The 25002-nt window shown below is 57.0% G+C and carries 23 protein-coding genes, 4 tRNA genes and 2 rRNA genes (1 of these 29 cut by a window edge); all 29 read left to right on the forward strand.

Translation table 11 applies throughout. The features are described from left to right. Positions 1-572 (forward strand): 23S ribosomal RNA (locus AC3RCM_RS02510); it begins 2318 nt to the left of the window's first position. A gap of 131 nt (positions 573-703) precedes the next feature. Then, a 5S ribosomal RNA gene (rrf, locus tag AC3RCM_RS02515) occupies positions 704-819 on the forward strand. A gap of 185 nt (positions 820-1004) precedes the next feature. Beyond that, a complete protein-coding gene (gene birA / locus AC3RCM_RS02520) occupies positions 1005-1964 on the forward strand; it encodes a bifunctional biotin--[acetyl-CoA-carboxylase] ligase/biotin operon repressor BirA (protein WP_010951770.1) in 960 nt (319 codons plus the stop codon). After that, complete coding sequence (locus AC3RCM_RS02525; protein ID WP_010951771.1) at positions 1954-2703, forward strand: pantothenate kinase; 750 nt, start codon at positions 1954-1956, stop codon at positions 2701-2703. The genes birA and AC3RCM_RS02525 overlap by 11 nt, the downstream gene beginning before the upstream one ends. A gap of 7 nt (positions 2704-2710) precedes the next feature. Beyond that, positions 2711-3136, forward strand: a complete 426-nt coding sequence (locus AC3RCM_RS02530; protein WP_014589472.1) for a hypothetical protein — start codon at positions 2711-2713, stop codon at positions 3134-3136. Positions 3137-3289: 153 nt separating this feature from the next. Beyond that, positions 3290-3373 (forward strand) — tRNA-Tyr (locus tag AC3RCM_RS02535). A 24-nt stretch (positions 3374-3397) separates the two neighbouring features. Further along, positions 3398-3471: transfer RNA gene (locus tag AC3RCM_RS02540), tRNA-Gly, on the forward strand. Between the two features lie 29 nt (positions 3472-3500). Beyond that, positions 3501-3576, forward strand: a tRNA-Thr gene (locus tag AC3RCM_RS02545). Between the two features lie 78 nt (positions 3577-3654). Next, a complete protein-coding gene (tuf, locus tag AC3RCM_RS02550; RefSeq protein WP_003255489.1) occupies positions 3655-4848 on the forward strand; it encodes an elongation factor Tu in 1194 nt (397 codons plus the stop codon). A 54-nt stretch (positions 4849-4902) separates the two neighbouring features. After that, a tRNA-Trp gene (locus AC3RCM_RS02555) sits at positions 4903-4978 on the forward strand. A 44-nt stretch (positions 4979-5022) separates the two neighbouring features. Beyond that, positions 5023-5391, forward strand: coding sequence for a preprotein translocase subunit SecE (gene secE, locus AC3RCM_RS02560; protein ID WP_010951773.1), 369 nt, complete (start codon positions 5023-5025; stop codon positions 5389-5391). A gap of 9 nt (positions 5392-5400) precedes the next feature. Beyond that, positions 5401-5934, forward strand: coding sequence for a transcription termination/antitermination protein NusG (gene nusG, locus AC3RCM_RS02565; RefSeq protein WP_003255501.1), 534 nt, complete (start codon positions 5401-5403; stop codon positions 5932-5934). Positions 5935-6053: 119 nt separating this feature from the next. Continuing rightward, complete coding sequence (gene rplK / locus AC3RCM_RS02570; protein ID WP_003255500.1) at positions 6054-6485, forward strand: 50S ribosomal protein L11; 432 nt, start codon at positions 6054-6056, stop codon at positions 6483-6485. After that, the gene (gene rplA / locus AC3RCM_RS02575; RefSeq protein WP_003255499.1) at positions 6485-7180 is read left to right on the forward strand and encodes a 50S ribosomal protein L1; all 696 of its coding nucleotides are present in this window, start codon (positions 6485-6487) and stop codon (positions 7178-7180) included. Before rplK ends, rplA begins: the two co-directional genes overlap by 1 nt. Before the next feature lie 197 nt (positions 7181-7377). Continuing rightward, a complete protein-coding gene (rplJ, locus tag AC3RCM_RS02580; protein WP_003255497.1) occupies positions 7378-7878 on the forward strand; it encodes a 50S ribosomal protein L10 in 501 nt (166 codons plus the stop codon). Positions 7879-7955: 77 nt separating this feature from the next. Then, positions 7956-8321, forward strand: a complete 366-nt coding sequence (rplL, locus tag AC3RCM_RS02585) for a 50S ribosomal protein L7/L12 (protein WP_003255496.1) — start codon at positions 7956-7958, stop codon at positions 8319-8321. A gap of 220 nt (positions 8322-8541) precedes the next feature. After that, the gene (gene rpoB / locus AC3RCM_RS02590; RefSeq protein ID WP_003255495.1) at positions 8542-12615 is read left to right on the forward strand and encodes a DNA-directed RNA polymerase subunit beta; all 4074 of its coding nucleotides are present in this window, start codon (positions 8542-8544) and stop codon (positions 12613-12615) included. Positions 12616-12679: 64 nt separating this feature from the next. Continuing rightward, entirely contained in the window at positions 12680-16879 is a 4200-nt protein-coding gene (gene rpoC, locus AC3RCM_RS02595; protein ID WP_010951774.1) for a DNA-directed RNA polymerase subunit beta', read from the forward strand. Positions 16880-17090: 211 nt separating this feature from the next. Further along, positions 17091-17462, forward strand: a complete 372-nt coding sequence (rpsL, locus tag AC3RCM_RS02600) for a 30S ribosomal protein S12 (RefSeq protein WP_003255492.1) — start codon at positions 17091-17093, stop codon at positions 17460-17462. A gap of 106 nt (positions 17463-17568) precedes the next feature. Further along, positions 17569-18039 (forward strand): 30S ribosomal protein S7, encoded by a 471-nt coding sequence (rpsG, locus tag AC3RCM_RS02605; RefSeq protein WP_003246741.1) that lies wholly within the window; start codon positions 17569-17571, stop codon positions 18037-18039. Between the two features lie 30 nt (positions 18040-18069). Further along, positions 18070-20217 (forward strand): elongation factor G, encoded by a 2148-nt coding sequence (fusA, locus tag AC3RCM_RS02610; RefSeq protein ID WP_003255490.1) that lies wholly within the window; start codon positions 18070-18072, stop codon positions 20215-20217. Between the two features lie 27 nt (positions 20218-20244). Then, positions 20245-21438 carry an elongation factor Tu gene (tuf, locus tag AC3RCM_RS02615; protein WP_010951775.1) on the forward strand — a complete coding sequence of 398 codons (1194 nt, stop codon included), beginning with the start codon at positions 20245-20247 and terminating at the stop codon, positions 21436-21438. A gap of 141 nt (positions 21439-21579) precedes the next feature. Next, entirely contained in the window at positions 21580-21891 is a 312-nt protein-coding gene (rpsJ, locus tag AC3RCM_RS02620; protein ID WP_003186070.1) for a 30S ribosomal protein S10, read from the forward strand. A gap of 80 nt (positions 21892-21971) precedes the next feature. Continuing rightward, the gene (gene rplC / locus AC3RCM_RS02625; RefSeq protein WP_003255486.1) at positions 21972-22607 is read left to right on the forward strand and encodes a 50S ribosomal protein L3; all 636 of its coding nucleotides are present in this window, start codon (positions 21972-21974) and stop codon (positions 22605-22607) included. Between the two features lie 12 nt (positions 22608-22619). Next, positions 22620-23222 (forward strand): 50S ribosomal protein L4, encoded by a 603-nt coding sequence (rplD, locus tag AC3RCM_RS02630; protein WP_003255485.1) that lies wholly within the window; start codon positions 22620-22622, stop codon positions 23220-23222. After that, complete coding sequence (gene rplW / locus AC3RCM_RS02635) at positions 23219-23518, forward strand: 50S ribosomal protein L23 (protein WP_003255484.1); 300 nt, start codon at positions 23219-23221, stop codon at positions 23516-23518. Before rplD ends, rplW begins: the two co-directional genes overlap by 4 nt. Before the next feature lie 14 nt (positions 23519-23532). Then, positions 23533-24357 carry a 50S ribosomal protein L2 gene (gene rplB / locus AC3RCM_RS02640; RefSeq protein ID WP_003255483.1) on the forward strand — a complete coding sequence of 275 codons (825 nt, stop codon included), beginning with the start codon at positions 23533-23535 and terminating at the stop codon, positions 24355-24357. Between the two features lie 16 nt (positions 24358-24373). Next, positions 24374-24649 (forward strand): 30S ribosomal protein S19, encoded by a 276-nt coding sequence (gene rpsS / locus AC3RCM_RS02645; protein ID WP_003255482.1) that lies wholly within the window; start codon positions 24374-24376, stop codon positions 24647-24649. An 11-nt stretch (positions 24650-24660) separates the two neighbouring features. Then, positions 24661-24993 carry a 50S ribosomal protein L22 gene (gene rplV, locus AC3RCM_RS02650; RefSeq protein WP_003103908.1) on the forward strand — a complete coding sequence of 111 codons (333 nt, stop codon included), beginning with the start codon at positions 24661-24663 and terminating at the stop codon, positions 24991-24993. The last annotated feature ends 9 nt before the right edge of the window (positions 24994-25002 follow it).

Here is a 25002-nt window from a genome sequence, read left to right on the forward strand (position 1 = left end):
AAAAGCGCGCTTGACTGCGAGACAAACACGTCGAGCAGGTACGAAAGTAGGTCTTAGTGATCCGGTGGTTCTGTATGGAAGGGCCATCGCTCAACGGATAAAAGGTACTCCGGGGATAACAGGCTGATACCGCCCAAGAGTTCATATCGACGGCGGTGTTTGGCACCTCGATGTCGGCTCATCACATCCTGGGGCTGAAGCCGGTCCCAAGGGTATGGCTGTTCGCCATTTAAAGTGGTACGCGAGCTGGGTTTAGAACGTCGTGAGACAGTTCGGTCCCTATCTGCCGTGGACGTTTGAGATTTGAGAGGGGCTGCTCCTAGTACGAGAGGACCGGAGTGGACGAACCTCTGGTGTTCCGGTTGTCACGCCAGTGGCATTGCCGGGTAGCTATGTTCGGAAGAGATAACCGCTGAAAGCATCTAAGCGGGAAACTTGCCTCAAGATGAGATCTCACTGGGATCTTGAATCCCCTAAAGGGCCGTCGAAGACTACGACGTTGATAGGTTGGGTGTGTAAGCGCTGTGAGGCGTTGAGCTAACCAATACTAATTGCCCGTGAGGCTTGACCATATAACACCCAAGCAATTTGCTGACGCAGATTGCGGTGGTGAAGACGAAAAACCCGAAAATTCGTAAGACCACAAATATCGCATATCCGAATTCGCTGGGCTGTCCATCTGGACATTCTGGCAACAGAATTTCTTGACGACCATAGAGCATTGGAACCACCTGATCCCATCCCGAACTCAGTAGTGAAACGATGCATCGCCGATGGTAGTGTGGGGTTTCCCCATGTGAGAGTAGGTCATCGTCAAGATTCATTTCGCAAAACCCCTATCTGCGCATGCAGGTAGGGGTTTTGTCTTTGTGGGCTTAAAAAGCCTGGCCTTGCCAATGCTCCTCCCTGTGATTGCGATACGCGGCCTCTCCTGCAGGTCCTTTTCCTATGCAAGCCAACAGCCCATGGCTATCATGCCTGCCTTATTCCAAGTCGAGACTGGCATGCTGAAGTTGTTGAATCTCCTCAAGGACGGTCGGTTCCATTCCGGAGAAGCTCTGGGGGCAGCCCTAGGGGTGAGTCGCAGCGCAGTTTGGAAACAGCTGCAGCATCTGGAAAGTGAGCTGAACCTCACCATTCACAAAGTTCGTGGGCGCGGTTACCAGCTGGCCGCGCCACTGGCGTTGCTTGAGGCGCAGGCAATCGCCGGATTCGCCGTGGGCGAACAGTGGCCGGTCTTCATCCACGAAACCATCGATTCGACCAATGCCGAAGGCTTGCGCCTTGCCAGTGAAGGGCAGGCGGCTCCATTCCTGGTTCTGGCTGAGCGCCAGAGCGCCGGACGCGGTCGGCGCGGCCGGCAGTGGGTCAGCCCATTTGCTGAAAATCTCTATTACAGCCTGGTGCTGCGCGTTGATGGAGGCATGCGTCAGCTCGAGGGGTTGAGCTTGGTAGTGGGGTTGGCGGTAATGCGCACCTTACAGGCGTTCGGTGTAAAGGATGTCGGGCTCAAATGGCCTAACGATGTGTTGGTACGTGGGCAGAAGATCACCGGGATCCTCCTGGAGTTGGTGGGCGATCCTGCAGATGTCTGTCATGTGGTGCTAGGCATTGGTATCAATGTAAACATGCAGGTAAACGAACAGGTCGATCAGCAGTGGACTTCTATGCGGCGTGAGGTTGGTGCAGCCATAGATCGCAATCACTTGGTCGCGCTGCTCAGTCAGCAGCTACAGCACGAATTGGCGCGCCATCGCCGCTACGGCTTTGCCGCATTCCAGGAGGAGTGGGAGCAGGCGCACTTGTGGCAGGGGCGCAATGTATCGCTGGTTGCTGGTAGTACACGTATTGATGGCGTGGTTCTTGGCGTCGACGGGCAGGGTGGTTTGCGCCTTGAGGTGGACGGGATGGAAAAGAGCTTCAGTGGTGGTGAGCTCAGTTTGAGGTTGCGTGATGATTCTTGAGCTCGATTGCGGTAACAGCTTCATCAAGTGGCGGGTGATCCATGTCGCCGATGCTGTGATTGAAGGTGGTGGGATCGTCGATTCCGATCAGGCGCTGGTGGCGGAAGTGGCTGCGCTCGCTTCAGTGCGTCTCACGGGTTGCCGTATTGTCAGTGTGCGCAGCGAAGAAGAGACCGATGCGCTTTGCGCGTTGATTGCTCAGGCATTTGCCGTGCAGGCGAAGGTTGCCCACCCTGTCCGTGAAATGGCAGGTGTGCGCAATGGCTATGACGACTATCAGCGCCTGGGTATGGATCGTTGGCTGGCGGCGTTGGGGGCATTTCACCTGGCCAAGGGTGCGTGCCTGGTGATTGACCTGGGTACCGCGGCAAAAGCGGACTTCGTTTCTGCAGATGGCGAGCATCTTGGGGGCTACATCTGCCCGGGTATGCCATTGATGCGTAGCCAGCTGCGCACTCACACCCGTCGTATCCGCTATGACGACGCCTCCGCGGAGCGCGCATTGAGCAGCTTGTCACCAGGTCGCTCGACTGTCGAAGCGGTAGAGCGCGGTTGCGTATTGATGCTCCAGGGCTTTGCCTACACCCAGCTTGAGCAGGCTCGTGTGCTATGGGGTGAGGAGTTCACCGTGTTCCTCACTGGCGGTGATGCGCCACTGGTGAGGGCGGCCCTACCACAGGCGCGTGTCGTGCCTGACCTGGTTTTCGTTGGCCTGGCAATGGCCTGCCCATTGGATTGAGGTGCCTATGCGCTGGTTGTTTCTGCTGTTACTGGTGCTCAACGTCTTTTATTACGTATGGCATCAGCAGGAAGCCCCGCTGAAGGTCAAGGAAGTCGCCCCATTGTCACTGTACAAGGGGAATCAGCAAGAAATCCGTCTGTTGCGTGAAACAGGTGTGTCGGCACCGCCCAAGCGTCGTGATGAATGCCTGGTGGTCGGTGGCGTGAAGGGGCAGGAGCAGTTGGATGCGCTGCGTCAACGCCTGCTGAGTCTGGATATTGCCACCTTGCCGGTGTCAGGACAGCTGCCTGGGGCGGATGGTCGCTGGCTCAAGGTTGCCCCCGAAAGCGAGCGTTTGCTGGACCAAACGGTGCTCTTGGCTCTTTCCAATGATTTCAAAGACTTAAAACATAAAATTATTTTCTGCCAGGGTATTGCAACTGACGAATAGCTTGATAGAATGGCGCCCGCTTCACAGGGAACACCACTCAGGTGGTAGAACTGGAAGCGGTGTCAAAGCAGCTAAGTTTCAGATTTGATTGAAAAAATTTGAAAAAAACGCTTGACACTAGGGCGGCAGACAAATAGAATGCCGGCCACATCTGGAGGGATTCCCGAGCGGTCAAAGGGGACGGACTGTAAATCCGTTGCGAGAGCTTCGAAGGTTCGAATCCTTCTCCCTCCACCAGTTTTAGCGAGAGCCGCAAGCTCCGCGGGTATAGTTTAGTGGTAGAACCTCAGCCTTCCAAGCTGATGATGCGGGTTCGATTCCCGCTACCCGCTCCAAGTTTGCCGGATTTTGCACAAAGTGTTTCGCTCTTGTAGCTCAGTTGGTAGAGCACACCCTTGGTAAGGGTGAGGTCAGCGGTTCAAGTCCGCTCAAGAGCTCCATATAAACAAGGCAGATATGAAAATATCTGCCTTTGTTTTATCAGCGCAAGACTATTTCTTCTGCGGAGGATTGTATCGATGGCTAAGGAAAAGTTTGATCGTTCCCTTCCCCACGTTAACGTCGGCACTATCGGCCACGTTGACCACGGTAAGACCACTCTGACCGCAGCTCTGACTCGCGTTTGCTCCGAAGTTTTCGGTTCGGCAATCGTTGAGTTCGACAAGATCGACTCGGCTCCGGAAGAAAAAGCGCGCGGTATCACCATCAACACCGCTCACGTCGAGTACAACTCGACCATTCGTCACTACGCTCACGTTGACTGCCCAGGTCACGCTGACTACGTGAAGAACATGATCACCGGTGCTGCCCAGATGGACGGCGCGATCCTGGTTTGCTCGGCCGCCGATGGTCCGATGCCGCAAACCCGTGAGCACATCCTGCTGTCCCGTCAGGTAGGCGTTCCGTACATCGTGGTCTTCCTGAACAAGGCTGACCTGGTAGACGACGCTGAGCTGCTGGAACTGGTCGAGATGGAAGTTCGCGACCTGCTGTCCACCTACGACTTCCCAGGCGACGACACTCCGATCATCATCGGTTCCGCTCGTATGGCCCTGGAAGGCAAAGACGACAACGAGATGGGCACTACCGCTGTCAAGAAGCTGGTAGAGACTCTGGATAGCTACATTCCTGAGCCAGTTCGTGCCATCGACCAGCCGTTCCTGATGCCGATCGAAGACGTATTCTCGATCTCGGGTCGTGGTACCGTTGTTACCGGTCGTATCGAGCGTGGTATCGTCCGCGTTCAGGATCCGCTGGAAATCGTTGGTCTGCGTGACACCACCACCACCACCTGCACCGGTGTTGAGATGTTCCGCAAGCTGCTGGACGAAGGTCGTGCTGGTGAGAACTGCGGCGTTCTGCTGCGTGGTACCAAGCGTGACGACGTTGAGCGTGGCCAGGTTCTGGTCAAGCCAGGTTCGGTCAAGCCGCACACCAAGTTCACCGCAGAAGTCTACGTCCTGTCGAAGGAAGAAGGCGGCCGTCACACTCCGTTCTTCAAAGGCTACCGTCCACAGTTCTACTTCCGTACCACTGACGTGACCGGTAACTGCGAACTGCCGGAAGGCGTTGAAATGGTAATGCCAGGTGACAACATTCAGATGACTGTTACCCTGATCAAGACCATCGCAATGGAAGACGGTCTGCGCTTCGCTATCCGTGAAGGCGGTCGTACCGTCGGCGCCGGCGTCGTAGCAAAAATTATTGAATAAGTAGTTGATTTACTTGATCAGGCCGGTATAATGGCCGGCCTGATACAGCGTTACAGGTCAGTAGCTCAATTGGCAGAGCGACGGTCTCCAAAACCGTAGGTTGGGGGTTCGATTCCCTCCTGACCTGCCATTTCACCTCGGTGTGATGGCTTTCTTCTTACAGGATCCTCCTCGATGACCCCCAAAACTGAAGCCCAAGAATCGCGTTTTGATCTGTTCAAGTGGCTGGCTGTAGTGGCTTTGGTGGTTGTTGGTGTTGTGGGTAATCAATATTACTCCGGCTCTCCAATCCTGTATCGCGTTCTTGTGCTTCTCGTCCTTGCTGCTGTCGCGGGCTTTGTAGCTCTGCAGACTGCGAAGGGCAAGTCGTTCTTTGCGCTGGCGAAGGAAGCTCGTACCGAGATTCGTAAAGTCGTGTGGCCGACCCGCCAGGAAACCACCCAGACCACGCTGATTGTCGTGGCTGTCGTGCTGGTTATGGCACTGCTGCTGTGGGGGCTCGATTCCCTGCTCGGCTGGGCGGTCTCCTTGATCGTTGGCTAAAGGTGTCCCGTGGCTAAGCGTTGGTATGTTGTGCATGCTTACTCGGGTTACGAGAAGCATGTAATGCGCTCCCTCATCGAGCGCGTCAAGCTGGCTGGCATGGAAGACGGTTTCGGCGAGATCTTGGTCCCGACCGAAGAAGTTGTCGAAATGCGCAACGGCCAGAAGCGCAAGAGTGAGCGTAAATTCTTCCCTGGCTATGTACTGGTCCAGATGGAGATGAATGAAGGGACTTGGCACTTGGTCAAGGACACCCCTCGCGTGATGGGCTTTATTGGCGGTACTGCTGACAAGCCTGCGCCGATTACCGATAAAGAAGCTGAGGCCATCCTGCGTCGCGTTGCCGACGGTAGCGATAAGCCGAAGCCCAAGACGCTGTTCGAGCCAGGTGAAGTGGTTCGAGTCATTGATGGTCCGTTCGCTGACTTCAATGGTAGTGTCGAAGAAGTTAACTACGAAAAGAGTCGCCTGCAGGTTGCGGTGCTCATTTTCGGTCGCTCTACTCCGGTGGAGCTCGAGTTCAGCCAGGTCGAAAAGGTCTAGGCGGACGAAGCATCCCATACCCCGCAGCCCTGTGTGCTGCGGGGTTTTGTCGTCACTGGGATAAAACGCAAGTCATCCGGGGAGCCATCAGGCGTTCGTACCCGATTTTGGAGTAGCTCATGGCTAAGAAGATTCAGGCTTACATCAAGCTGCAAGTTAAGGCCGGCCAGGCCAACCCAAGCCCACCCGTTGGTCCAGCTCTGGGTCAACATGGTGTGAACATCATGGAATTCTGCAAGGCCTTCAACGCCCGTACCCAGGGTCAAGAAGCCGGCCTGCCGACTCCAGTGATCATCACTGTCTACAGCGACCGTAGCTTCACCTTCGAGACCAAGAGCACCCCTGCCTCGGTTCTGCTGAAGAAAGCTGCTGGCCTGACCAGTGGTTCGGCTCGCCCGAACACCGTTAAAGTCGGTACCGTTACCCGTGCTCAGCTGGAAGACATCGCGAAAGCCAAACAGGCTGACCTGACTGCCGCTGACCTGGACGCTGCTGTACGCACCATCGCTGGCTCTGCCCGCAGCATGGGCCTGAACGTGGAGGGTGTGTAATGGCTAAGCTGACCAAACGCCAAAAGGCAATCGCCGAGAAAATCGAAGCAGGCAAGGCCTACAACTTCGAAGAAGCGGCAACTCTGCTGGCCTCGCTGCCTGCTGCCAAGTTCGTCGAGTCCTACGACATCGCCGTTAACCTCGGTGTTGACCCGCGTAAATCCGACCAGGTCGTACGTAGCGCTACCGTGCTGCCACACGGCACTGGCAAGACCGTTCGCGTTGCTGTCTTCACCCAGGGTCCAGCTGCTGAAGCTGCTCTGGCTGCCGGCGCTGATCGCGTAGGTATGGACGATCTGGCTGCCGAAATGAAAGGCGGCGACCTGAACTATGACGTCGTTATCGCATCGCCTGATGCCATGCGCGTTGTAGGTCAGCTGGGTCAGGTTCTGGGTCCTCGCGGCCTGATGCCTAACCCGAAAGTTGGTACCGTGACCCCAGACGTAGCCACTGCCGTGAAAAACGCCAAGGCTGGTCAGGTTCGCTACCGTACCGACAAAAACGGTATCATCCACACCTCCGTTGGCAAGATCGGCTTTGAAGCTGACAAGCTGAAGGAAAACGTTGAAGCCCTGATCGCTGACCTGAAGCGTATCAAGCCAGCTTCCTCGAAAGGTATCTACGTTAAGCGCGTTACCCTGAGCACCACCATGGGCCCAGGTCTGGTCATCGATCAGAGCTCGCTGAACGTGTAAGAACATGGCGGCGCGACCAGTCGCGCCGCCAGCAAAAATTGGGGTCCCTGCCTGGCGGGGGCTATCCAAGACCGTAGGCGGCGCAAGCCTTAAAACATCAGCCCACGCAGATGGTGCTCCCGATTCGTTACCGAATCAGACACCAAAACGACATCCGGCCTCGGCCAGATGAAACGGTAAAAACCAGGAGTAAACCCGTGGCAATTAAACTCGAAGACAAGAAGGCCATCGTCGCTGAAGTCAACGAGGCTGCCAAAGTCGCTCTGTCCGCTGTCGTGGCTGATGCCCGTGGTGTGACTGTAAGCGCAATGACCGGACTCCGTAAAGAGGCCCGCGAAGCTGGCGTATACGTACGTGTAGTGCGTAATACCCTGCTCAAGCGCGCTGTTGAAGGCACCGAATTCTCGATCCTCAACGACGCGTTCAAAGGCCCGACCCTGATTGCTTTCTCCAACGAACACCCGGGCGCTGCTGCTCGTCTGTTCAAAGAGTTCGCCAAGGGTCAGGACAAGTTCGAGATCAAGGCAGCTGCGTTTGACGGCAATTTCATTGCAGCGAACCAGATCGACGTGTTGGCTACCCTGCCGACCCGCGACGAAGCTATTGCACGACTGATGAGCGTTATTCAAGGCGCCACCAGCAAGCTGGCTCGTACTCTGGCAGCCATTCGCGACCAGAAAGAAGCTACCGCCGCCTAAGGCGCGCGAATTCTTTCAAAATCATACGTTTAATTTGATGGCTGCGTAGGCTGTCACCCCAATACAGGATTTAAGTCATGTCTCTGACTAACGAACAAATCATCGAAGCAATCGGCCAGAAAACCGTTCTGGAAGTTGTTGAGCTGATCAAAGCAATGGAAGAAACCTTCGGCGTTACCGCTGCTGTTGCCGCTGCTGGCCCAGCTGCTGCTGCTGCCGTTGTTGAAGAGCAGACCGAGTTCAACGTTGTTCTGGTTGAAGCCGGCGACAAGAAAGTGAACGTGATCAAGGCCGTTCGCGAACTGACCGGTCTGGGCCTGAAAGAAGCCAAAGAGAAAGTCGATGGCGCTCCTCAGGTTGTAGCTGAAGGCGTTTCGAAAGAAGCCGCTGAAGACGCTAAGAAGAAGCTGGAAGAAGCAGGCGCTAAAGTCGAGCTGAAGTAATCTCGACCTTGCGATGCCAGCCTGAGCGTTGAGCGAAAGGCTGATGGCTGGTGGCTTATGCCACCGGCCTTTTTCCGTTATTGGTGGCCGGTCAGGCCGGTCCCGATAACGAGCTGCAAGACACCCATGTGGGTGGCGCAAACCAAGGGGTTTGCACGATTTTCTGGCTGCTCCCGCCGGGAGAAGCCAAACAAGCAGGTGACCAAGCTGGGGAACGCTGATGGCTTACTCATACACTGAGAAAAAACGTATCCGCAAGGACTTTAGCAAGTTGCCGGACGTCATGGATGTGCCTTACCTCCTGGCCATCCAGCTGGATTCGTATCGCGAATTCCTGCAAGCGGGAGCATCCAAGGATCACTTCCGCGACGTCGGCCTGCACGCGGCCTTCAAATCGGTATTCCCGATCATCAGCTACTCCGGCAATGCTGCCCTGGAGTACGTAGGCTATCGCCTGGGCGAACCCGCCTTCGATGTGAAGGAATGTGTCCTGCGTGGCGTGACCTTCGCGGTCCCACTGCGGGTCAAGGTGCGCCTGATCATCTTCGACAAGGAATCGTCGAACAAAGCGATCAAGGACATCAAAGAGCAAGAAGTCTACATGGGTGAAATCCCCCTGATGACTGAGAACGGTACCTTCGTTATCAACGGTACCGAGCGTGTGATCGTTTCCCAGCTGCACCGTTCGCCTGGTGTGTTCTTCGACCACGACCGTGGCAAGACCCACAGCTCGGGCAAGCTGCTGTACTCCGCTCGCATCATCCCTTACCGCGGTTCCTGGCTGGACTTCGAGTTCGACCCGAAGGACTGCGTGTTCGTGCGTATCGACCGTCGCCGCAAACTGCCGGCCTCGGTGCTGCTGCGCGCCCTGGGTTACAGCACTGAAGAAGTGCTGAACACCTTCTACACCACCAACGTGTTCCACATTTCCGGCGAAAAACTCAGCCTGGAACTGGTACCGCAGCGTCTGCGTGGTGAAGTTGCAGTCATGGACATCCATGACGAAACCGGCAAAGTCATCGTCGAGCAAGGCCGCCGTATTACCGCGCGCCACATCAACCAGCTCGAGAAGGCCGGCGTCAAGCAACTGGACGTTCCAATGGAATACGTCCTGGGCCGCACTACCGCCAAGGCTATCGTGCATCCGGCTACCGGCGAAATTCTCGCCGAATGCAACACCGAGATGACTACCGAGCTGCTGATCAAGGTCGCCAAGGCGCAGGTTGTCCGTATCGAGACCCTGTACACCAACGACATCGATTGCGGTCCGTTCATCTCTGACACTCTGAAGATCGATACCACCAGCAACCAACTGGAAGCGCTGGTCGAGATCTACCGCATGATGCGTCCAGGCGAGCCGCCAACCAAGGACGCAGCCGAGACCCTGTTCAACAACCTGTTCTTCAGTGCCGAGCGTTACGATCTGTCCGCCGTAGGCCGCATGAAGTTCAACCGTCGTATCGGTCGTACCGAGATCGAGGGTTCGGGCGTGCTGAGCAAGGAAGACATCGTCGAGGTTCTGAAGACCCTGGTCGATATCCGTAACGGCAAAGGCATCGTCGACGACATCGACCACCTGGGTAACCGTCGCGTACGTTGCGTCGGCGAGATGGCCGAGAACCAGTTCCGCGTTGGCCTGGTGCGTGTCGAGCGCGCGGTCAAGGAACGCCTGTCGATGGCGGAAAGCGAAGGCCTGATGCCGCAAGACCTGATCAACGCCAAGCCGGTAGCGGCAGCGGTGAAAGAGTTCTTCGGTTCCAGCCAGCTGTCCCAGTTCATGGACCAGAACAACCCTCTCTCGGAGATTACCCACAAGCGCCGCGTCTCCGCACTCGGCCCTGGCGGTCTGACCCGTGAGCGTGCCGGCTTCGAAGTCCGTGACGTACACCCGACCCACTATGGCCGTGTGTGCCCGATCGAGACCCCTGAAGGTCCGAACATCGGTCTGATCAACTCCCTGGCGGCCTACGCCCGCACCAACCAGTACGGCTTCCTGGAAAGCCCGTACCGCGTGGTGAAGGAAGGCGTTGTCAGCGACGACATCGTGTTCCTGTCGGCAATCGAAGAGGCAGATCACGTTATCGCACAGGCTTCGGCCGCGATGAACGACAAGAAGCAACTGATCGATGAGCTGGTAGCAGTTCGTCACCTGAACGAATTCACCGTCAAGGCGCCGGAAGACGTCACCCTGATGGATGTTTCGCCGAAGCAGGTTGTTTCCGTTGCAGCGTCGCTGATTCCGTTCCTCGAGCACGACGACGCCAACCGTGCGTTGATGGGTTCGAACATGCAGCGTCAGGCTGTACCGACCCTGCGTGCCGACAAGCCGCTGGTAGGTACCGGCATGGAGCGCAACGTTGCCCGTGACTCCGGTGTCTGCGTGGTTGCTCGCCGCGGTGGTGTGATCGACTCGGTCGACGCCAGCCGTATCGTTGTTCGCGTTGCCGACGACGAAGTGGAAACCGGCGAAGCGGGTGTGGATATCTACAACCTGACCAAGTACACCCGTTCGAACCAGAACACCTGCATCAACCAGCGTCCGCTGGTGAGCAAGGGTGACAAGGTTCAGCGTGGTGACATCATGGCCGACGGCCCGTCCACCGACATGGGTGAGCTGGCTCTGGGTCAGAACATGCGCATCGCGTTCATGGCGTGGAACGGCTTCAACTTCGAAGACTCCATCTGCCTGTCCGAGCGTGTTGTTCAGGAAGATCGCTTCACCACCATCCACATTCAGGAACTGACCTGTGTGGCGCGTGACACCAAGCTCGGCCCAGAGGAAATCACTGCGGACATCCCGAACGTGGGTGAAGCCGCACTGAACAAGCTGGACGAAGCCGGTATCGTTTACGTAGGTGCTGAAGTTGGCGCTGGCGACATCCTGGTTGGCAAGGTCACGCCAAAAGGCGAAACCCAGCTGACTCCGGAAGAAAAACTGCTGCGCGCAATCTTCGGTGAGAAGGCCAGCGACGTTAAGGACACCTCCCTGCGTGTGCCAACCGGCACCAAGGGTACTGTCATCGACGTACAGGTCTTCACCCGTGATGGCGTGGAGCGCGATAGCCGCGCGCTGGCCATCGAGAAGATGCAGCTCGACGAGATCCGCAAAGACCTCAACGAAGAGTTCCGCATTGTTGAAGGTGCAACCTTCGAGCGTCTGCGTTCTGCTCTGAACGGCCAGGTGGTTGATGGTGGTGCAGGCCTGAAGAAAGGCACCGTGATCACTGACGAGGTGCTGGACGGTCTGGAGCACGGCCAGTGGTTCAAACTGCGCATGGCTGAAGATGCACTGAACGAGCAGCTGGAAAAGGCTCAGCAGTACATCGTCGACCGTCGCCGTCTGCTGGACGACAAGTTCGAAGACAAGAAGCGCAAGCTGCAGCAGGGCGATGACCTGGCACCGGGCGTACTGAAGATCGTCAAGGTTTACCTGGCAATCCGCCGCCGCATCCAGCCGGGTGACAAGATGGCCGGTCGTCACGGTAACAAGGGTGTCGTCTCGGTCATCATGCCGGTTGAAGACATGCCGCACGATGCCAACGGTACTCCGGTTGACGTCGTACTGAACCCGCTGGGTGTACCTTCGCGTATGAACGTTGGTCAGATCCTTGAAACCCACCTGGGCCTCGCGGCCAAGGGTCTGGGCGAGAAGATCGACCGCATGCTCGAAGAGCAGCGTAAAGCCGCTGAGCTGCGCGTGTTCCTGACCGAGGTCTACAACGAGATCGGCGGTCGTCAGGAAAATCTCGACGAATTCACCGACGAAGAGATCCTGGCCCTGGCTAACAACCTGAAGAAAGGCGTGCCGATGGCTACCCCGGTCTTCGATGGTGCCAAGGAACGCGAGATCAAGGCCATGCTGAAACTGGCCGACCTGCCAGAGAGCGGCCAGATGGTGCTGTTCGACGGCCGTACCGGCAACAAGTTCGAGCGTCCTGTGACCGTTGGTTACATGTACATGCTCAAGCTGAACCACTTGGTGGACGACAAGATGCACGCGCGTTCCACTGGTTCCTACAGCCTGGTTACCCAGCAGCCGCTGGGTGGTAAGGCGCAGTTCGGTGGTCAGCGTTTCGGGGAGATGGAAGTGTGGGCGCTGGAAGCATACGGCGCGGCATACACCCTGCAAGAAATGCTCACAGTGAAGTCGGACGACGTGAACGGCCGTACCAAGATGTACAAGAACATCGTGGATGGCGATCACCGTATGGAGCCGGGCATGCCCGAGTCCTTCAACGTGTTGATCAAAGAGATCCGTTCGCTCGGTATCGATATCGATCTGGAAACCGAATAACACGTGACGCGAAGGGGAGTGGGGCAGGTAATGCCCGCTCCCTGCTCCGCCAGGAGGAAAGGCCTTGAAAGACCTACTGAATTTGCTGAAAAACCAGGGTCAAGTCGAAGAGTTCGACGCCATCCGCATCGGTCTGGCGTCGCCTGAAATGATCCGTTCGTGGTCGTTCGGTGAAGTTAAGAAGCCGGAAACCATCAACTACCGTACGTTCAAGCCTGAGCGTGACGGCCTGTTCTGCGCCAAGATCTTTGGCCCAGTCAAGGACTACGAGTGCCTGTGCGGCAAGTACAAGCGCCTCAAGCACCGCGGCGTAATCTGCGAGAAGTGCGGCGTTGAAGTTGCCCTGGCGAAGGTTCGTCGTGAGCGCATGGCGCACATCGAGCTGGCCTCGCCGGTTGCCCACATCTGGTTCCTGAAGTCGCTGCCGTCCCGTATCGGCCTGCTGATGGACATGACCCTGCGTGATATCGAGCGCGTGCTCTACTTCGAGAGCTATGTCGTTATCGACCCGGGCATGACTACCCTGGAAAAGGGCCAGCTGCTGAACGACGAGCAGTACTTCGAAGCGCTGGAAGAGTTCGGTGACGACTTCGATGCCCGTATGGGTGCCGAGGCTGTCCGCGAGCTGCTGCACGCTATCGACCTGGAGCACGAGATCGGCCGCCTGCGCGAAGAAATTCCGCAGACCAACTCGGAAACCAAGATCAAGAAGCTTTCCAAGCGTCTGAAGCTGATGGAAGCTTTCCAGGGCTCGGGCAACCTGCCTGAGTGGATGGTCCTGACCGTCCTGCCAGTGCTGCCGCCGGACCTGCGTCCGCTGGTTCCGCTGGATGGTGGCCGTTTCGCGACTTCCGACCTGAACGACCTGTATCGTCGGGTGATCAACCGTAACAACCGTCTGAAGCGCCTGCTGGATCTGTCGGCGCCGGACATCATCGTGCGCAACGAAAAGCGCATGCTGCAGGAAGCGGTTGACGCTCTGCTGGACAACGGCCGTCGTGGTCGCGCCATCACTGGCTCGAACAAGCGTCCGCTGAAGTCCCTGGCCGACATGATCAAAGGTAAGCAAGGTCGCTTCCGTCAGAACTTGCTCGGTAAGCGTGTTGACTACTCCGGCCGTTCGGTAATTACCGTAGGTCCGACCCTGCGTCTGCACCAGTGCGGTCTGCCGAAGAAGATGGCCCTCGAGCTGTTCAAGCCGTTCATTTTCGGCAAGCTGGAAATGCGTGGTCTGGCGACCACCATCAAGGCTGCCAAGAAGATGGTCGAGCGCGAGCTGCCAGAGGTGTGGGACGTTCTCGCTGAAGTGATTCGCGAACACCCCGTACTGCTCAACCGTGCACCGACCCTTCACCGTCTGGGTATCCAGGCGTTTGAACCCGTACTGATCGAAGGTAAGGCTATTCAGCTGCACCCGCTGGTCTGTGCTGCGTACAACGCCGACTTCGACGGTGACCAGATGGCCGTTCACGTGCCGCTGACCCTGGAAGCCCAGCTCGAAGCGCGTGCGCTGATGATGTCGACCAACAACATCCTGTCGCCAGCCAACGGTGAGCCAATCATCGTTCCGTCGCAGGACGTTGTACTGGGTCTGTACTACATGACCCGGGAAGCCATCAATGCCAAGGGCGAAGGTCGCGTGTTCGCCGACCTGCAGGAAGTCGACCGCGTATTCCGCGCCGGCGAAGCCGCCCTGCACGCGAAAATCAAGGTTCGTATCAACGAAACCGTGAAAGAGCGTGATGGCTCGGTGGTCAAGAACACCCGCATCGTCGACACCACCGTCGGCCGTGCGCTGCTGTTCCAGGTTGTGCCGGCAGGTCTGCCGTATGACGTGGTCAACCAGCCGATGAAGAAAAAGGCGATCTCCAAGCTGATCAACCAGTGCTACCGCGTGGTTGGTCTGAAAGAGACCGTTATCTTCGCCGACCAACTGATGTACACCGGTTTCGCATACTCGACCATTTCCGGCGTTTCCATCGGTGTTAACGACTTCGTTATCCCGGACGAGAAAGCCCGCATCATCGGTAACGCTACCGACGAAGTGAAGGAAATCGAGAGCCAGTACGCCTCCGGCCTGGTAACCCAGGGCGAGAAGTACAACAAGGTCATCGACTTGTGGTCGAAGGCGAACGACGAAGTGTCCAAGGCGATGATGGCCAACCTCTCGAAAGAGAAGGTCATCGACCGCGAAGGCAAGGAAGTCGAGCAAGAGTCCTTCAACTCGATGTACATGATGGCTGACTCGGGTGCGCGGGGTTCCGCAGCCCAGATCCGTCAGCTGGCCGGTATGCGTGGTCTGATGGCCAAGCCGGACGGCTCCATCATCGAGACGCCGATCACCGCGAACTTCCGTGAAGGTCTGAGCGTACTTCAGTACTTCATCTCGACTCACGGTGCTCGTAAGGGTCTGGCGGATACCGCACTGAAAACCGCTAACTCCGGTTACCTGACTCGTCGTCTGGTGGACGTTGCCCAGGATCTGGTAGTGACCGAGATCGACTGCGGCACCGATCAGGGCCTGGTGATGACGCCACACATCGAAGGCGGCGACGTTGTAGAGCCACTGGGTGAGCGTGTATTGGGTCGTGTCATCGCCCGTGACGTGTTCAAGCCAGGCACCGAGGACGTTATCGTTCCGGCCGGTACCTTGGTCGACGAGCAGTGGGTCGAGTTCATCGAGCTGAACAGCATCGACGAAGTGATCGTGCGTTCGCCGATCAACTGCGAAACCCGCTACGGCATTTGCGCCAAGTGCTACGGTCGTGATCTGGCTCGTGGTCACCAGGTGAACATCGGTGAGGCTGTCGGCGTTATCGCTGCCCAGTCGATCGGTGAGCCGGGTACCCAGCTGACCATGCGTACGTTCCACATCGGTGGTGCTGCAAGCCGTACCTCGGCTGCCGACAGCGTCCAGGTTAAGAATGGCGGTATGGTGCGTCTGCACAACCTGAAGCAGGTTGAGCGTGCCGACGGTAACCTGGTTGCCGTATCGCGTTCGGGTGAGTTGGCGATTGCTGACGAGTTCGGTCGTGAGCGTGAGCGCTACAAGCTGCCTTACGGTGCGGTGATTTCGGTCAAGGAAGGTGAAAAGGTCGAAGCTGGCGCCATCGTCGCCAAGTGGGACCCGCACACCCACCCGATCGTTACCGAGCTGAAAGGTACCGTGACCTTCGTGGGCATGGAAGAAAACATCACCATCAAGCGTCAGACCGACGAACTGACCGGCTTGACCAACATTGAAGTACTGGACGTCAAGGATCGCCCTGCCGCAGGCAAGGAAATCCGTCCAGCAATCAAGATGGTCGATGCTGCAGGCAAGGACCTGTACCTGCCAGGTACTGATGTACCTGCCCAGTACTTCCTGCCGGCCAACGCCCTTGTCGGTGTGGCTGACGGTGCTCAGATCGGTGTTGGTGACGTTATCGCGCGTATCCCGCAAGAGACGTCGAAGACCCGTGACATTACCGGTGGTCTGCCACGCGTTGCCGACCTGTTCGAAGCGCGTCGTCCGAAAGAAGCCTCGATTCTGGCTGAAGTCAGCGGCACCATCGCATTCGGTAAAGAGACCAAGGGCAAGCGTCGCCTGGTGATCACTCCGACCGACGGTAGCGAACCGTACGAAGAGCTGATTCCGAAGTGGCGCCACCTGAACGTCTTCGAAGGTGAACAGGTAAACCGCGGCGAAGTTATCTCCGACGGCCCGAGCGATCCGCATGACATCCTGCGTCTGCTGGGTGTGAGTGCGCTGGCGAAGTACATCGTCAACGAGATCCAGGACGTTTACCGTCTGCAAGGCGTGAAGATCAACGACAAGCACATCGAGACCATTCTGCGTCAGATGCTGCGCAAGGTTGAGATCTCCGAGTCGGGCGATTCCAGCTTCATCAAGGGCGACCAGATGGAACTGACCCAGGTGCTGGTAGAGAACGAGCGTCTCGCTAGCGAGGACAAGTTCATCTCCAAGTTCACCCGAGTGCTGCTGGGTATCACCAAGGCCTCGCTGTCCACCGAGTCGTTCATCTCCGCGGCTTCCTTCCAGGAAACAACCCGCGTACTGACCGAAGCGGCGGTAACCGGCAAGCGCGACTACCTGCGCGGTCTGAAAGAGAACGTGGTCGTGGGTCGTCTGATCCCGGCCGGTACTGGTCTGGCCTACCACAGCGAGCGCAAGCGTCGCCGTGATGCCGACAAACCGCTGCGTGTAAGCGCCAGTGAAGTGGAAGCTGCACTGACCGAAGCGCTGAATTCCAGCGGTAATTAAGTACAGGGCAAGGCCCCGGCAAGCCTCGGGCGATCATCGGCGACATGAAATGTTGCCGATGATCGGGCGGGGAGGGCCGGGGCCTCGTCTTGACTGGGTGCAAGATCCTCTTTAGACTTTTGTACCCTTAAATTTGGTGAGGCTCCGTCTCGCCAATTTTTGGCTTTCTTGCAAGACAATAGAGTCGCAAGACAATCAGTGGAGCTAGTAGATGGCAACTATCAACCAGCTGGTACGTCAGCCGCGTAAGCGTTCGGTCGAGAAGTCCGACGTTCCTGCGCTGCAGAACTGCCCGCAGCGTCGTGGCGTGTGCACCCGTGTGTACACCACCACGCCGAAAAAACCTAACTCGGCACTGCGTAAAGTATGCCGTGTGCGTCTGACCAACGGTTTCGAGGTTTCCTCGTACATCGGTGGTGAAGGCCACAACCTGCAAGAGCACAGCGTCGTCCTGATTCGTGGCGGCCGTGTAAAAGACTTGCCAGGTGTTCGTTACCACACCGTTCGCGGCTCTCTGGATACTTCGGGCGTTAAAGGCCGTAACCAGGGTCGTTCGAAGTACGGTACCAAGCGTCCGAAGTAATCGGTCGTTTGCAGACATCCATTTTTTTGAGTCGATAAGAGTAAGGTCGGGCGTGGGTCGAATGACCTGGTCCCGGGCTAACCTGAAGACCGTTTGAGGGCTTATCATGCCAAGACGTCGTGTAGCAGCAAAACGTGAGATCCTTGACGATCCGAAGTACGGATCCCAGATTCTCGCGAAGTTCATGAACCACGTGATGGAAAGCGGCAAGAAGGCCGTAGCCGAGCGCATCGTTTACGGTGCCCTGGATACCGTCAAAGCACGCAAGAACAGCGACCCCCTGGAAATCTTCGAGAAAGCTCTCGACGCCATCGCTCCGCTGGTCGAAGTAAAGTCCCGTCGTGTCGGCGGTGCCACTTACCAGGTCCCGGTTGAAGTTCGTCCATCCCGTCGTAACGCTCTGGCAATGCGCTGGCTCGTAGACTACGCCCGCAAGCGCGGCGAGAAGTCGATGGCTCTGCGTCTGGCCGGCGAACTGCTGGATGCTGCCGAAGGCAAGGGTGCTGCAGTCAAGAAGCGTGAAGACGTTCACCGTATGGCTGAAGCCAACAAAGCGTTCTCGCACTACCGCTTCTAATTCAAGCATCAATCTTTTTGCGAGGGCTTTATGGCTCGTACTACAGCAATTAACCGCTACCGTAACATTGGTATCTGTGCCCACGTTGACGCGGGCAAGACCACCACTACCGAGCGGATCCTGTTCTACACAGGTCTGAGCCACAAAATGGGCGAGGTGCATGACGGCGCCGCGACCACCGACTGGATGGTGCAGGAGCAGGAGCGGGGTATCACCATTACCTCCGCTGCCGTTACCACCTTCTGGAAAGGTTCCCGTGGTCAGTATGACAACTACCGCGTAAACGTTATCGATACCCCTGGCCACGTTGACTTCACCATTGAAGTAGAGCGTTCGCTGCGTGTACTCGACGGCGCGGTCGTTGTGTTCTGTGGCACCTCCGGCGTTGAGCCGCAGTCCGAAACCGTATGGCGTCAGGCCAACAAGTACGGCGTTCCGCGTGTTGTCTACGTGAACAAGATGGACCGTGCTGGTGCAAACTTCCTGCGCGTCGTAGGTCAGATCAAGAACCGTCTGGGTCACACTCCGGTTCCTGTTCAGCTGGCCATCGGTTCGGAAGATAACTTCCAGGGTCAGGTTGACCTGATCAAGATGAAGGCTATCTACTGGAACGACGACGACAAGGGTACTACCTACCGCGAGGAAGAAATTCCTGCGGATATGGTCGAGCTGGCTAACGAATGGCGCAACAACATGGTTGAAGCCGCCGCCGAAGCCACCGAAGAGCTGATGAACAAGTACCTTGAAGAAGGTGAGCTGTCCGTCGAAGAGATCAAGGCAGGCCTGCGCGCGCGCACCCTGGCCAGCGAGATCGTTCCGGCTGTCTGCGGTTCGTCGTTCAAGAACAAGGGTGTTCCCCTGGTTCTCGACGCCGTTATCGACTTCCTGCCAGCTCCGACCGAGATCCCTGCGATCAAGGGTATCCACCCTGACCTGATCGACGTGCCTAAGGACGAAGTCAAGCCAGAGCAGTTCGACGAGCGTCATGCTGACGACGACGAGCCGTTCTCGGCCCTGGCCTTCAAGATTGCCACCGACCCGTTCGTTGGTACTCTGACCTTCGTTCGCGTTTACTCGGGCTTCCTGACCTCCGGTGACTCCGTCATCAACTCGGTCAAAGGCAAGAAAGAGCGCGTTGGTCGTATGGTCCAGATGCACGCCAACCAGCGTGAAGAGATCAAAGAAGTACGTGCAGGCGACATCGCTGCTCTGATCGGCATGAAGGACGTCACTACTGGTGATACCCTGTGCAACGCCGACAAGCCGATCATCCTTGAGCGTATGGACTTCCCTGAGCCTGTGATTTCGCTCTCTGTAGAGCCGAAAACCAAGCAGGACCAGGAGAAGATGGGTATCGCACTGGGCAAGCTGGCTCAGGAAGACCCATCGTTCCGCGTCAAGACCGATGAAGAAACCGGTCAGACCATCATCTCCGGTATGGGTGAGCTGCACCTGGACATCCTCGTTGACCGCATGAAGCGCGAATTCAACGTCGAAGCCAACATCGGCAAGCCGCAGGTTTCGTACCGCGAGAAGATCACCAAATCCAACGTCGAGATCGAAGGCAAGTTCGTTCGTCAGTCGGGTGGTCGTGGTCAGTTCGGTCACTGCTGGGTTCGCTTCTCCGAGCCGGACGTGGACGACAAGGGCAACATCACAGAAGGTCTGGTGTTCTCCAACGAAGTCGTTGGTGGTGTGATTCCTAAGGAATACATCCCTGCGATCCAGAAGGGTATCGAAGAGCAGATGAAAAACGGCGTTGTTGCCGGTTATCCTCTGATCGGCCTGAAGGCCGCGGTATTCGACGGTTCGTACCACGACGTCGACTCCAACGAAATGGCGTTCAAGATCGCTGCTTCGATGGCGACCAAGCAACTGGCCCAGAAGGGCGGTGGCGTGGTTCTCGAGCCGATCATGAAAGTCGAAGTTGTAACCCCGGAAGACTACCTGGGTGACGTGATGGGTGACCTGAACCGTCGTCGTGGTCTGGTCCAGGGTATGGATGAGTCGGTCTCTGGCCGTGTCGTCCGTGCTGAAGTACCGCTCGGAGAGATGTTCGGTTACGCAACCGACGTTCGTTCCATGTCTCAGGGTCGCGCAAGCTACTCCATGGAATTCTCCAAATACGCCGAAGCTCCGTCGAACATCGTCGAAGCACTCGTTAAAAAACAAGGCTAATCCCCTTTAGGCAAGAGGTTCACTGTCGTGGCTAAAGAAAAATTTGATCGTTCCCTTCCCCACGTTAACGTCGGCACCATCGGCCACGTTGACCACGGTAAGACCACTCTGACCGCAGCTCTGACTCGCGTCTGCTCCGAAGTTTTCGGTTCGGCAGTCGTTGAGTTCGACAAGATCGACTCGGCTCCGGAAGAAAAAGCGCGCGGTATCACCATCAACACCGCTCACGTCGAGTACAACTCGAACATTCGTCACTACGCTCACGTTGACTGCCCAGGTCACGCTGACTACGTGAAGAACATGATCACCGGTGCTGCCCAGATGGACGGCGCGATCCTGGTTTGCTCGGCCGCCGATGGTCCGATGCCACAAACCCGTGAGCACATCCTGCTGTCCCGTCAGGTAGGCGTTCCGTACATCGTGGTCTTCCTGAACAAGGCTGACCTGGTAGACGACGCTGAGCTGCTGGAACTGGTCGAGATGGAAGTTCGCGACCTGCTGTCCACCTACGACTTCCCAGGCGACGACACTCCGATCATCATCGGTTCCGCTCGTATGGCCCTGGAAGGCAAAGACGACAACGAAATGGGCACTACCGCTGTCAAGAAGCTGGTAGAAACTCTGGATGCCTACATCCCTGAGCCAGTTCGTGCCATCGACCAGCCGTTCCTGATGCCGATCGAAGACGTATTCTCGATCTCGGGTCGTGGTACCGTTGTTACCGGTCGTATCGAGCGTGGTATCGTCCGCGTTCAGGATCCGCTGGAAATCGTTGGTCTGCGTGACACCACCACCACCACCTGCACCGGTGTTGAGATGTTCCGCAAGCTGCTGGACGAAGGTCGTGCTGGCGAGAACTGCGGCGTTCTGCTGCGTGGTACCAAGCGTGACGACGTTGAGCGTGGCCAGGTTCTGGTCAAGCCGGGTTCGGTCAAGCCGCACACCAAGTTCACCGCAGAAGTCTACGTCCTGTCGAAGGAAGAAGGCGGCCGTCACACTCCGTTCTTCAAAGGCTACCGTCCACAGTTCTACTTCCGTACCACTGACGTGACCGGTAACTGCGAACTGCCGGAAGGCGTTGAAATGGTAATGCCAGGTGACAACATTCAGATGACTGTTACCCTGATCAAGACCATCGCAATGGAAGACGGTCTGCGCTTCGCTATCCGTGAAGGCGGTCGTACCGTCGGCGCCGGCGTTGTGGCCAAAATCATCGAGTAATCACTCGACCGATTGAAAAAACCCCCGCTCAGCGGGGGTTTTTTTTATTGGGTTGACACTAATTGGGGGCGTCTATAGAATCACGCCTCCTTTTAGCGGGCGTAGTGCGTCCGTTGGGAACAGCCTGGAGTCTGAAATCCAATGCAAAATCAGCAAATCCGTATCAGGTTGAAGGCTTTCGACCATCGCCTGATCGACCAATCCACCCAGGAAATCGTGGAAACCGCGAAACGTACTGGTGCACAAGTGCGTGGTCCAATTCCACTGCCTACCCGCAAAGAGCGTTTCACCGTTCTGGTCTCCCCGCACGTCAACAAAGACGCGCGTGACCAGTACGAGATTCGCACTCATAAGCGTGTTCTGGACATCGTCCAGCCAACGGATAAAACCGTTGACGCGCTGATGAAGCTTGATCTGGCGGCAGGTGTGGAAGTACAGATCAGCCTCGGCTAAGACTTCGGTCTAGTCGTGTAACGCTCTGAAATGGGCGGCCATAGCGGGTGAAAGCCCCGTACACTCATGAGGTTTACAACATGACTATTGGTGTAATCGGTCGCAAGTGCGGTATGACCCGCATTTTCACCGAAGAAGGTGTCTCCATTCCGGTCACGGTCATTGAGATCGAGCCGAATCGCGTCACCCAGTTCAAAACTGAAGAAACCGATGGCTACCGTGCAGTGCAAGTCACTGTCGGCGAGCGTCGTGCTTCGCGTGTGACTGCCGCTCAGGCAGGCCACTTCGCCAAGGCCAACGTTGCCGCTGGTCGCGGTGTTTGGGAGTTCCGTCTTGAAGAAGGCGATTTCCAGGCTGGCGATCTGATCAAAGCTGAACTCTTCACTGCAGGCCAGCTGGTAGACGTTACTGGTCAGTCCAAAGGTAAAGGCTTCGCCGGTACCATCAAGCGCTGGAACTTCCGTGGTCAGGACAACACCCACGGTAACTCCGTGTCGCACCGTGTTCCTGGTTCCATCGGCCAGTGCCAGACTCCTGGTCGTGTGTTCAAGGGCAAGAAAATGTCCGGTCACATGGGCGCCGAGCGCGTGACTGTTCAGTCCCTGGAAGTAGTTCGCGTAGACGCTGAACGCAACCTGCTGCTGATCAAGGGTGCCGTACCTGGCGCTACTGGCGGCGACGTGGTTGTACGTCCAGCTGTCAAGGCTCGCGGTTAAGGGGAAACTGACATGCAACTTAATGTAAATGACGCTCAGGCGATCGAAGTTTCCGAACTGACTTTCGGTGGCGAATTCAACGAGACGCTGGTTCACCAAGCAGTCGTGGCCTACATGGCCGGCGGCCGTCAGGGCACCAAGCAGCAGAAGACCCGTTCCGACGTGGCTGGTGGCGGTAAGCGCCCATGGCGTCAGAAGGGTACTGGCCGTGCTCGTGCTGGTACCACTCGTGGTCCGATCTGGCGTGGCGGTGGTGTAACCTTCGCAGCTCGCCCTCAAGATCACTCGCAAAAGCTCAACAAGAAGATGTATCGCGCAGCTCTGCGCTCCATCCTCGCTGAGCTGGTGCGTAGCGACCGTCTGGTCGTGGTTCAGGACTTCGCTGTTGAAGCACCGAAAACCAAAGATCTGCTGAACAAGCTGAACGGCATGGGTCTGAGCGATGTACTGATCGTTTCCGACGCTGTTGATCAGAACCTGTACCTGGCTGCTCGTAACCTGCCGCACGTCGACGTACGTGACGTACAAGGTTCCGACCCGGTCAGTCTGATCGCATACGAGAAAGTGTTGATCACTGTCTCGGCCGTGAAGAAATTCGAGGAGCTGCTGGGATGAACCAGGAACGCGTATTCAAAGTCCTCCTTGGCCCGCACGTTTCCGAGAAGGCTACCGTTCTGGCTGAGAAAAAAGGCCAGTTCGTATTCAAGGTTGCTACTGATGCAACCAAGCTGGAAATCAAGAAAGCTGTCGAAGGCCTGTTCAACGTAAAAGTTGAAAACGTGTCGACTGTTAACGTTCTGGGTAAAACCAAGCGTACCGCACGTGGTCTGGGCAAGCGTAATGACTGGAAGAAGGCGATCGTCTCCCTTCAGCCAGGCCAAGATCTCGATTTCAGCAGCAGTGCTGAGTAAGGAAGGGGTGCATCATGGCAATCGTTAAATGCAAACCGACTTCCCCTGGCCGCCGTTTCGTGGTCAAGGTGGTCAACAAGGAGCTGCACAAAGGCGCTCCTCACGCACCGCTGATCGAGAAAAAATCGAAGTCTGGTGGTCGTAACAACAATGGCCGCATTACCACTCGTCACGTTGGTGGTGGTCACAAGCAGCATTACCGTCTGGTCGACTTCCGTCGCAACGACAAAGATGGCATTCCAGCCACTGTCGAGCGTATCGAATACGATCCAAACCGTACTGCTCACATCGCCCTGCTGTGCTACGCAGACGGTGAGCGTCGCTACATCATCGCGCCTAAAGGCGTGAGCGCTGGCGACCAGCTGATCGCAGGTGCCCTGGCCCCAATCAAGGCCGGTAACTCCCTGCAGCTGCGCAACATTCCAGTAGGTAGCACCATTCACGGCATCGAACTGAAGCCGGGTAAAGGTGCTCAGATCGCTCGTTCCGCTGGTGCTTCGGCTCAGCTGATCGCTCGCGAAGGTGTCTACGTGACCCTGCGTCTGCGCTCTGGTGAAATGCGTAAAGTCCTGGCTGAGTGCCGTGCGACCCTGGGCGAAGTCTCGAACTCCGAGCACAGCCTGCGTTCGCTGGGTAAAGCTGGTGCCAAACGCTGGCGCGGCGTTCGCCCAACCGTTCGTGGTGTTGCCATGAACCCGGTTGACCACCCACACGGTGGTGGTGAAGGTCGTACCTCCGGTGGTCGTCATCCGGTATCGCCATGGGGCTTCCCAACCAAGGGTGCTAAAACCCGTGGTAATAAGCGTACCGACAACATGATCGTCCGTCGTCGCAAGTAACTAGAGGGATACGACAGTGCCACGTTCTCTGAAAAAAGGTCCTTTTATCGATCTTCACCTGTTGAAGAAGGTCGAAGTGGCGGTGGAGAAGAACGATCGCAAGCCAGTTAAAACCTGGTCGCGCCGTTCGATGATCCTGCCACAAATGGTCGGTCTGACCATCGCGGTTCACAACGGTCGCCAGCATGTTCCAGTTCTCGTGAACGAAGACATGGTCGGCCACAAACTGGGCGAGTTCGCCGGTACCCGCACCTATCGCGGGCACGTGGCTGACAAGAAAGCCAAGCGTTAAGGGGTAAGGAAATGGAAGTAGCCGCTAAGTTGTCGGGCGCTCGCATCTCCGCCCAGAAAGCCCGCTTGGTCGCCGACCAGATCCGCGGGAAGAAGGTGGGCGAAGCGCTCAACCTGTTGGCCTTCAGCAGCAAAAAAGCCGCTGAAATCATGAAGAAAGTCCTCGAGTCGGCCGTAGCCAACGCCGAACACAACGAAGGCGCAGACGTTGATGACCTGAAGGTCTCCACCGTCTTCGTCAACGAAGGGCGTTCGCTGAAGCGCATCATGCCACGTGCCAAAGGCCGTGCTGATCGCATCGTCAAGCGGTCTTGCCATATCACTGTCAAGGTTGCGGACAAGTAACGGAGTCGA

The sequence above is a fragment of the Pseudomonas sp. GW823-FHT05G12 genome (assembly GCF_058795575.1).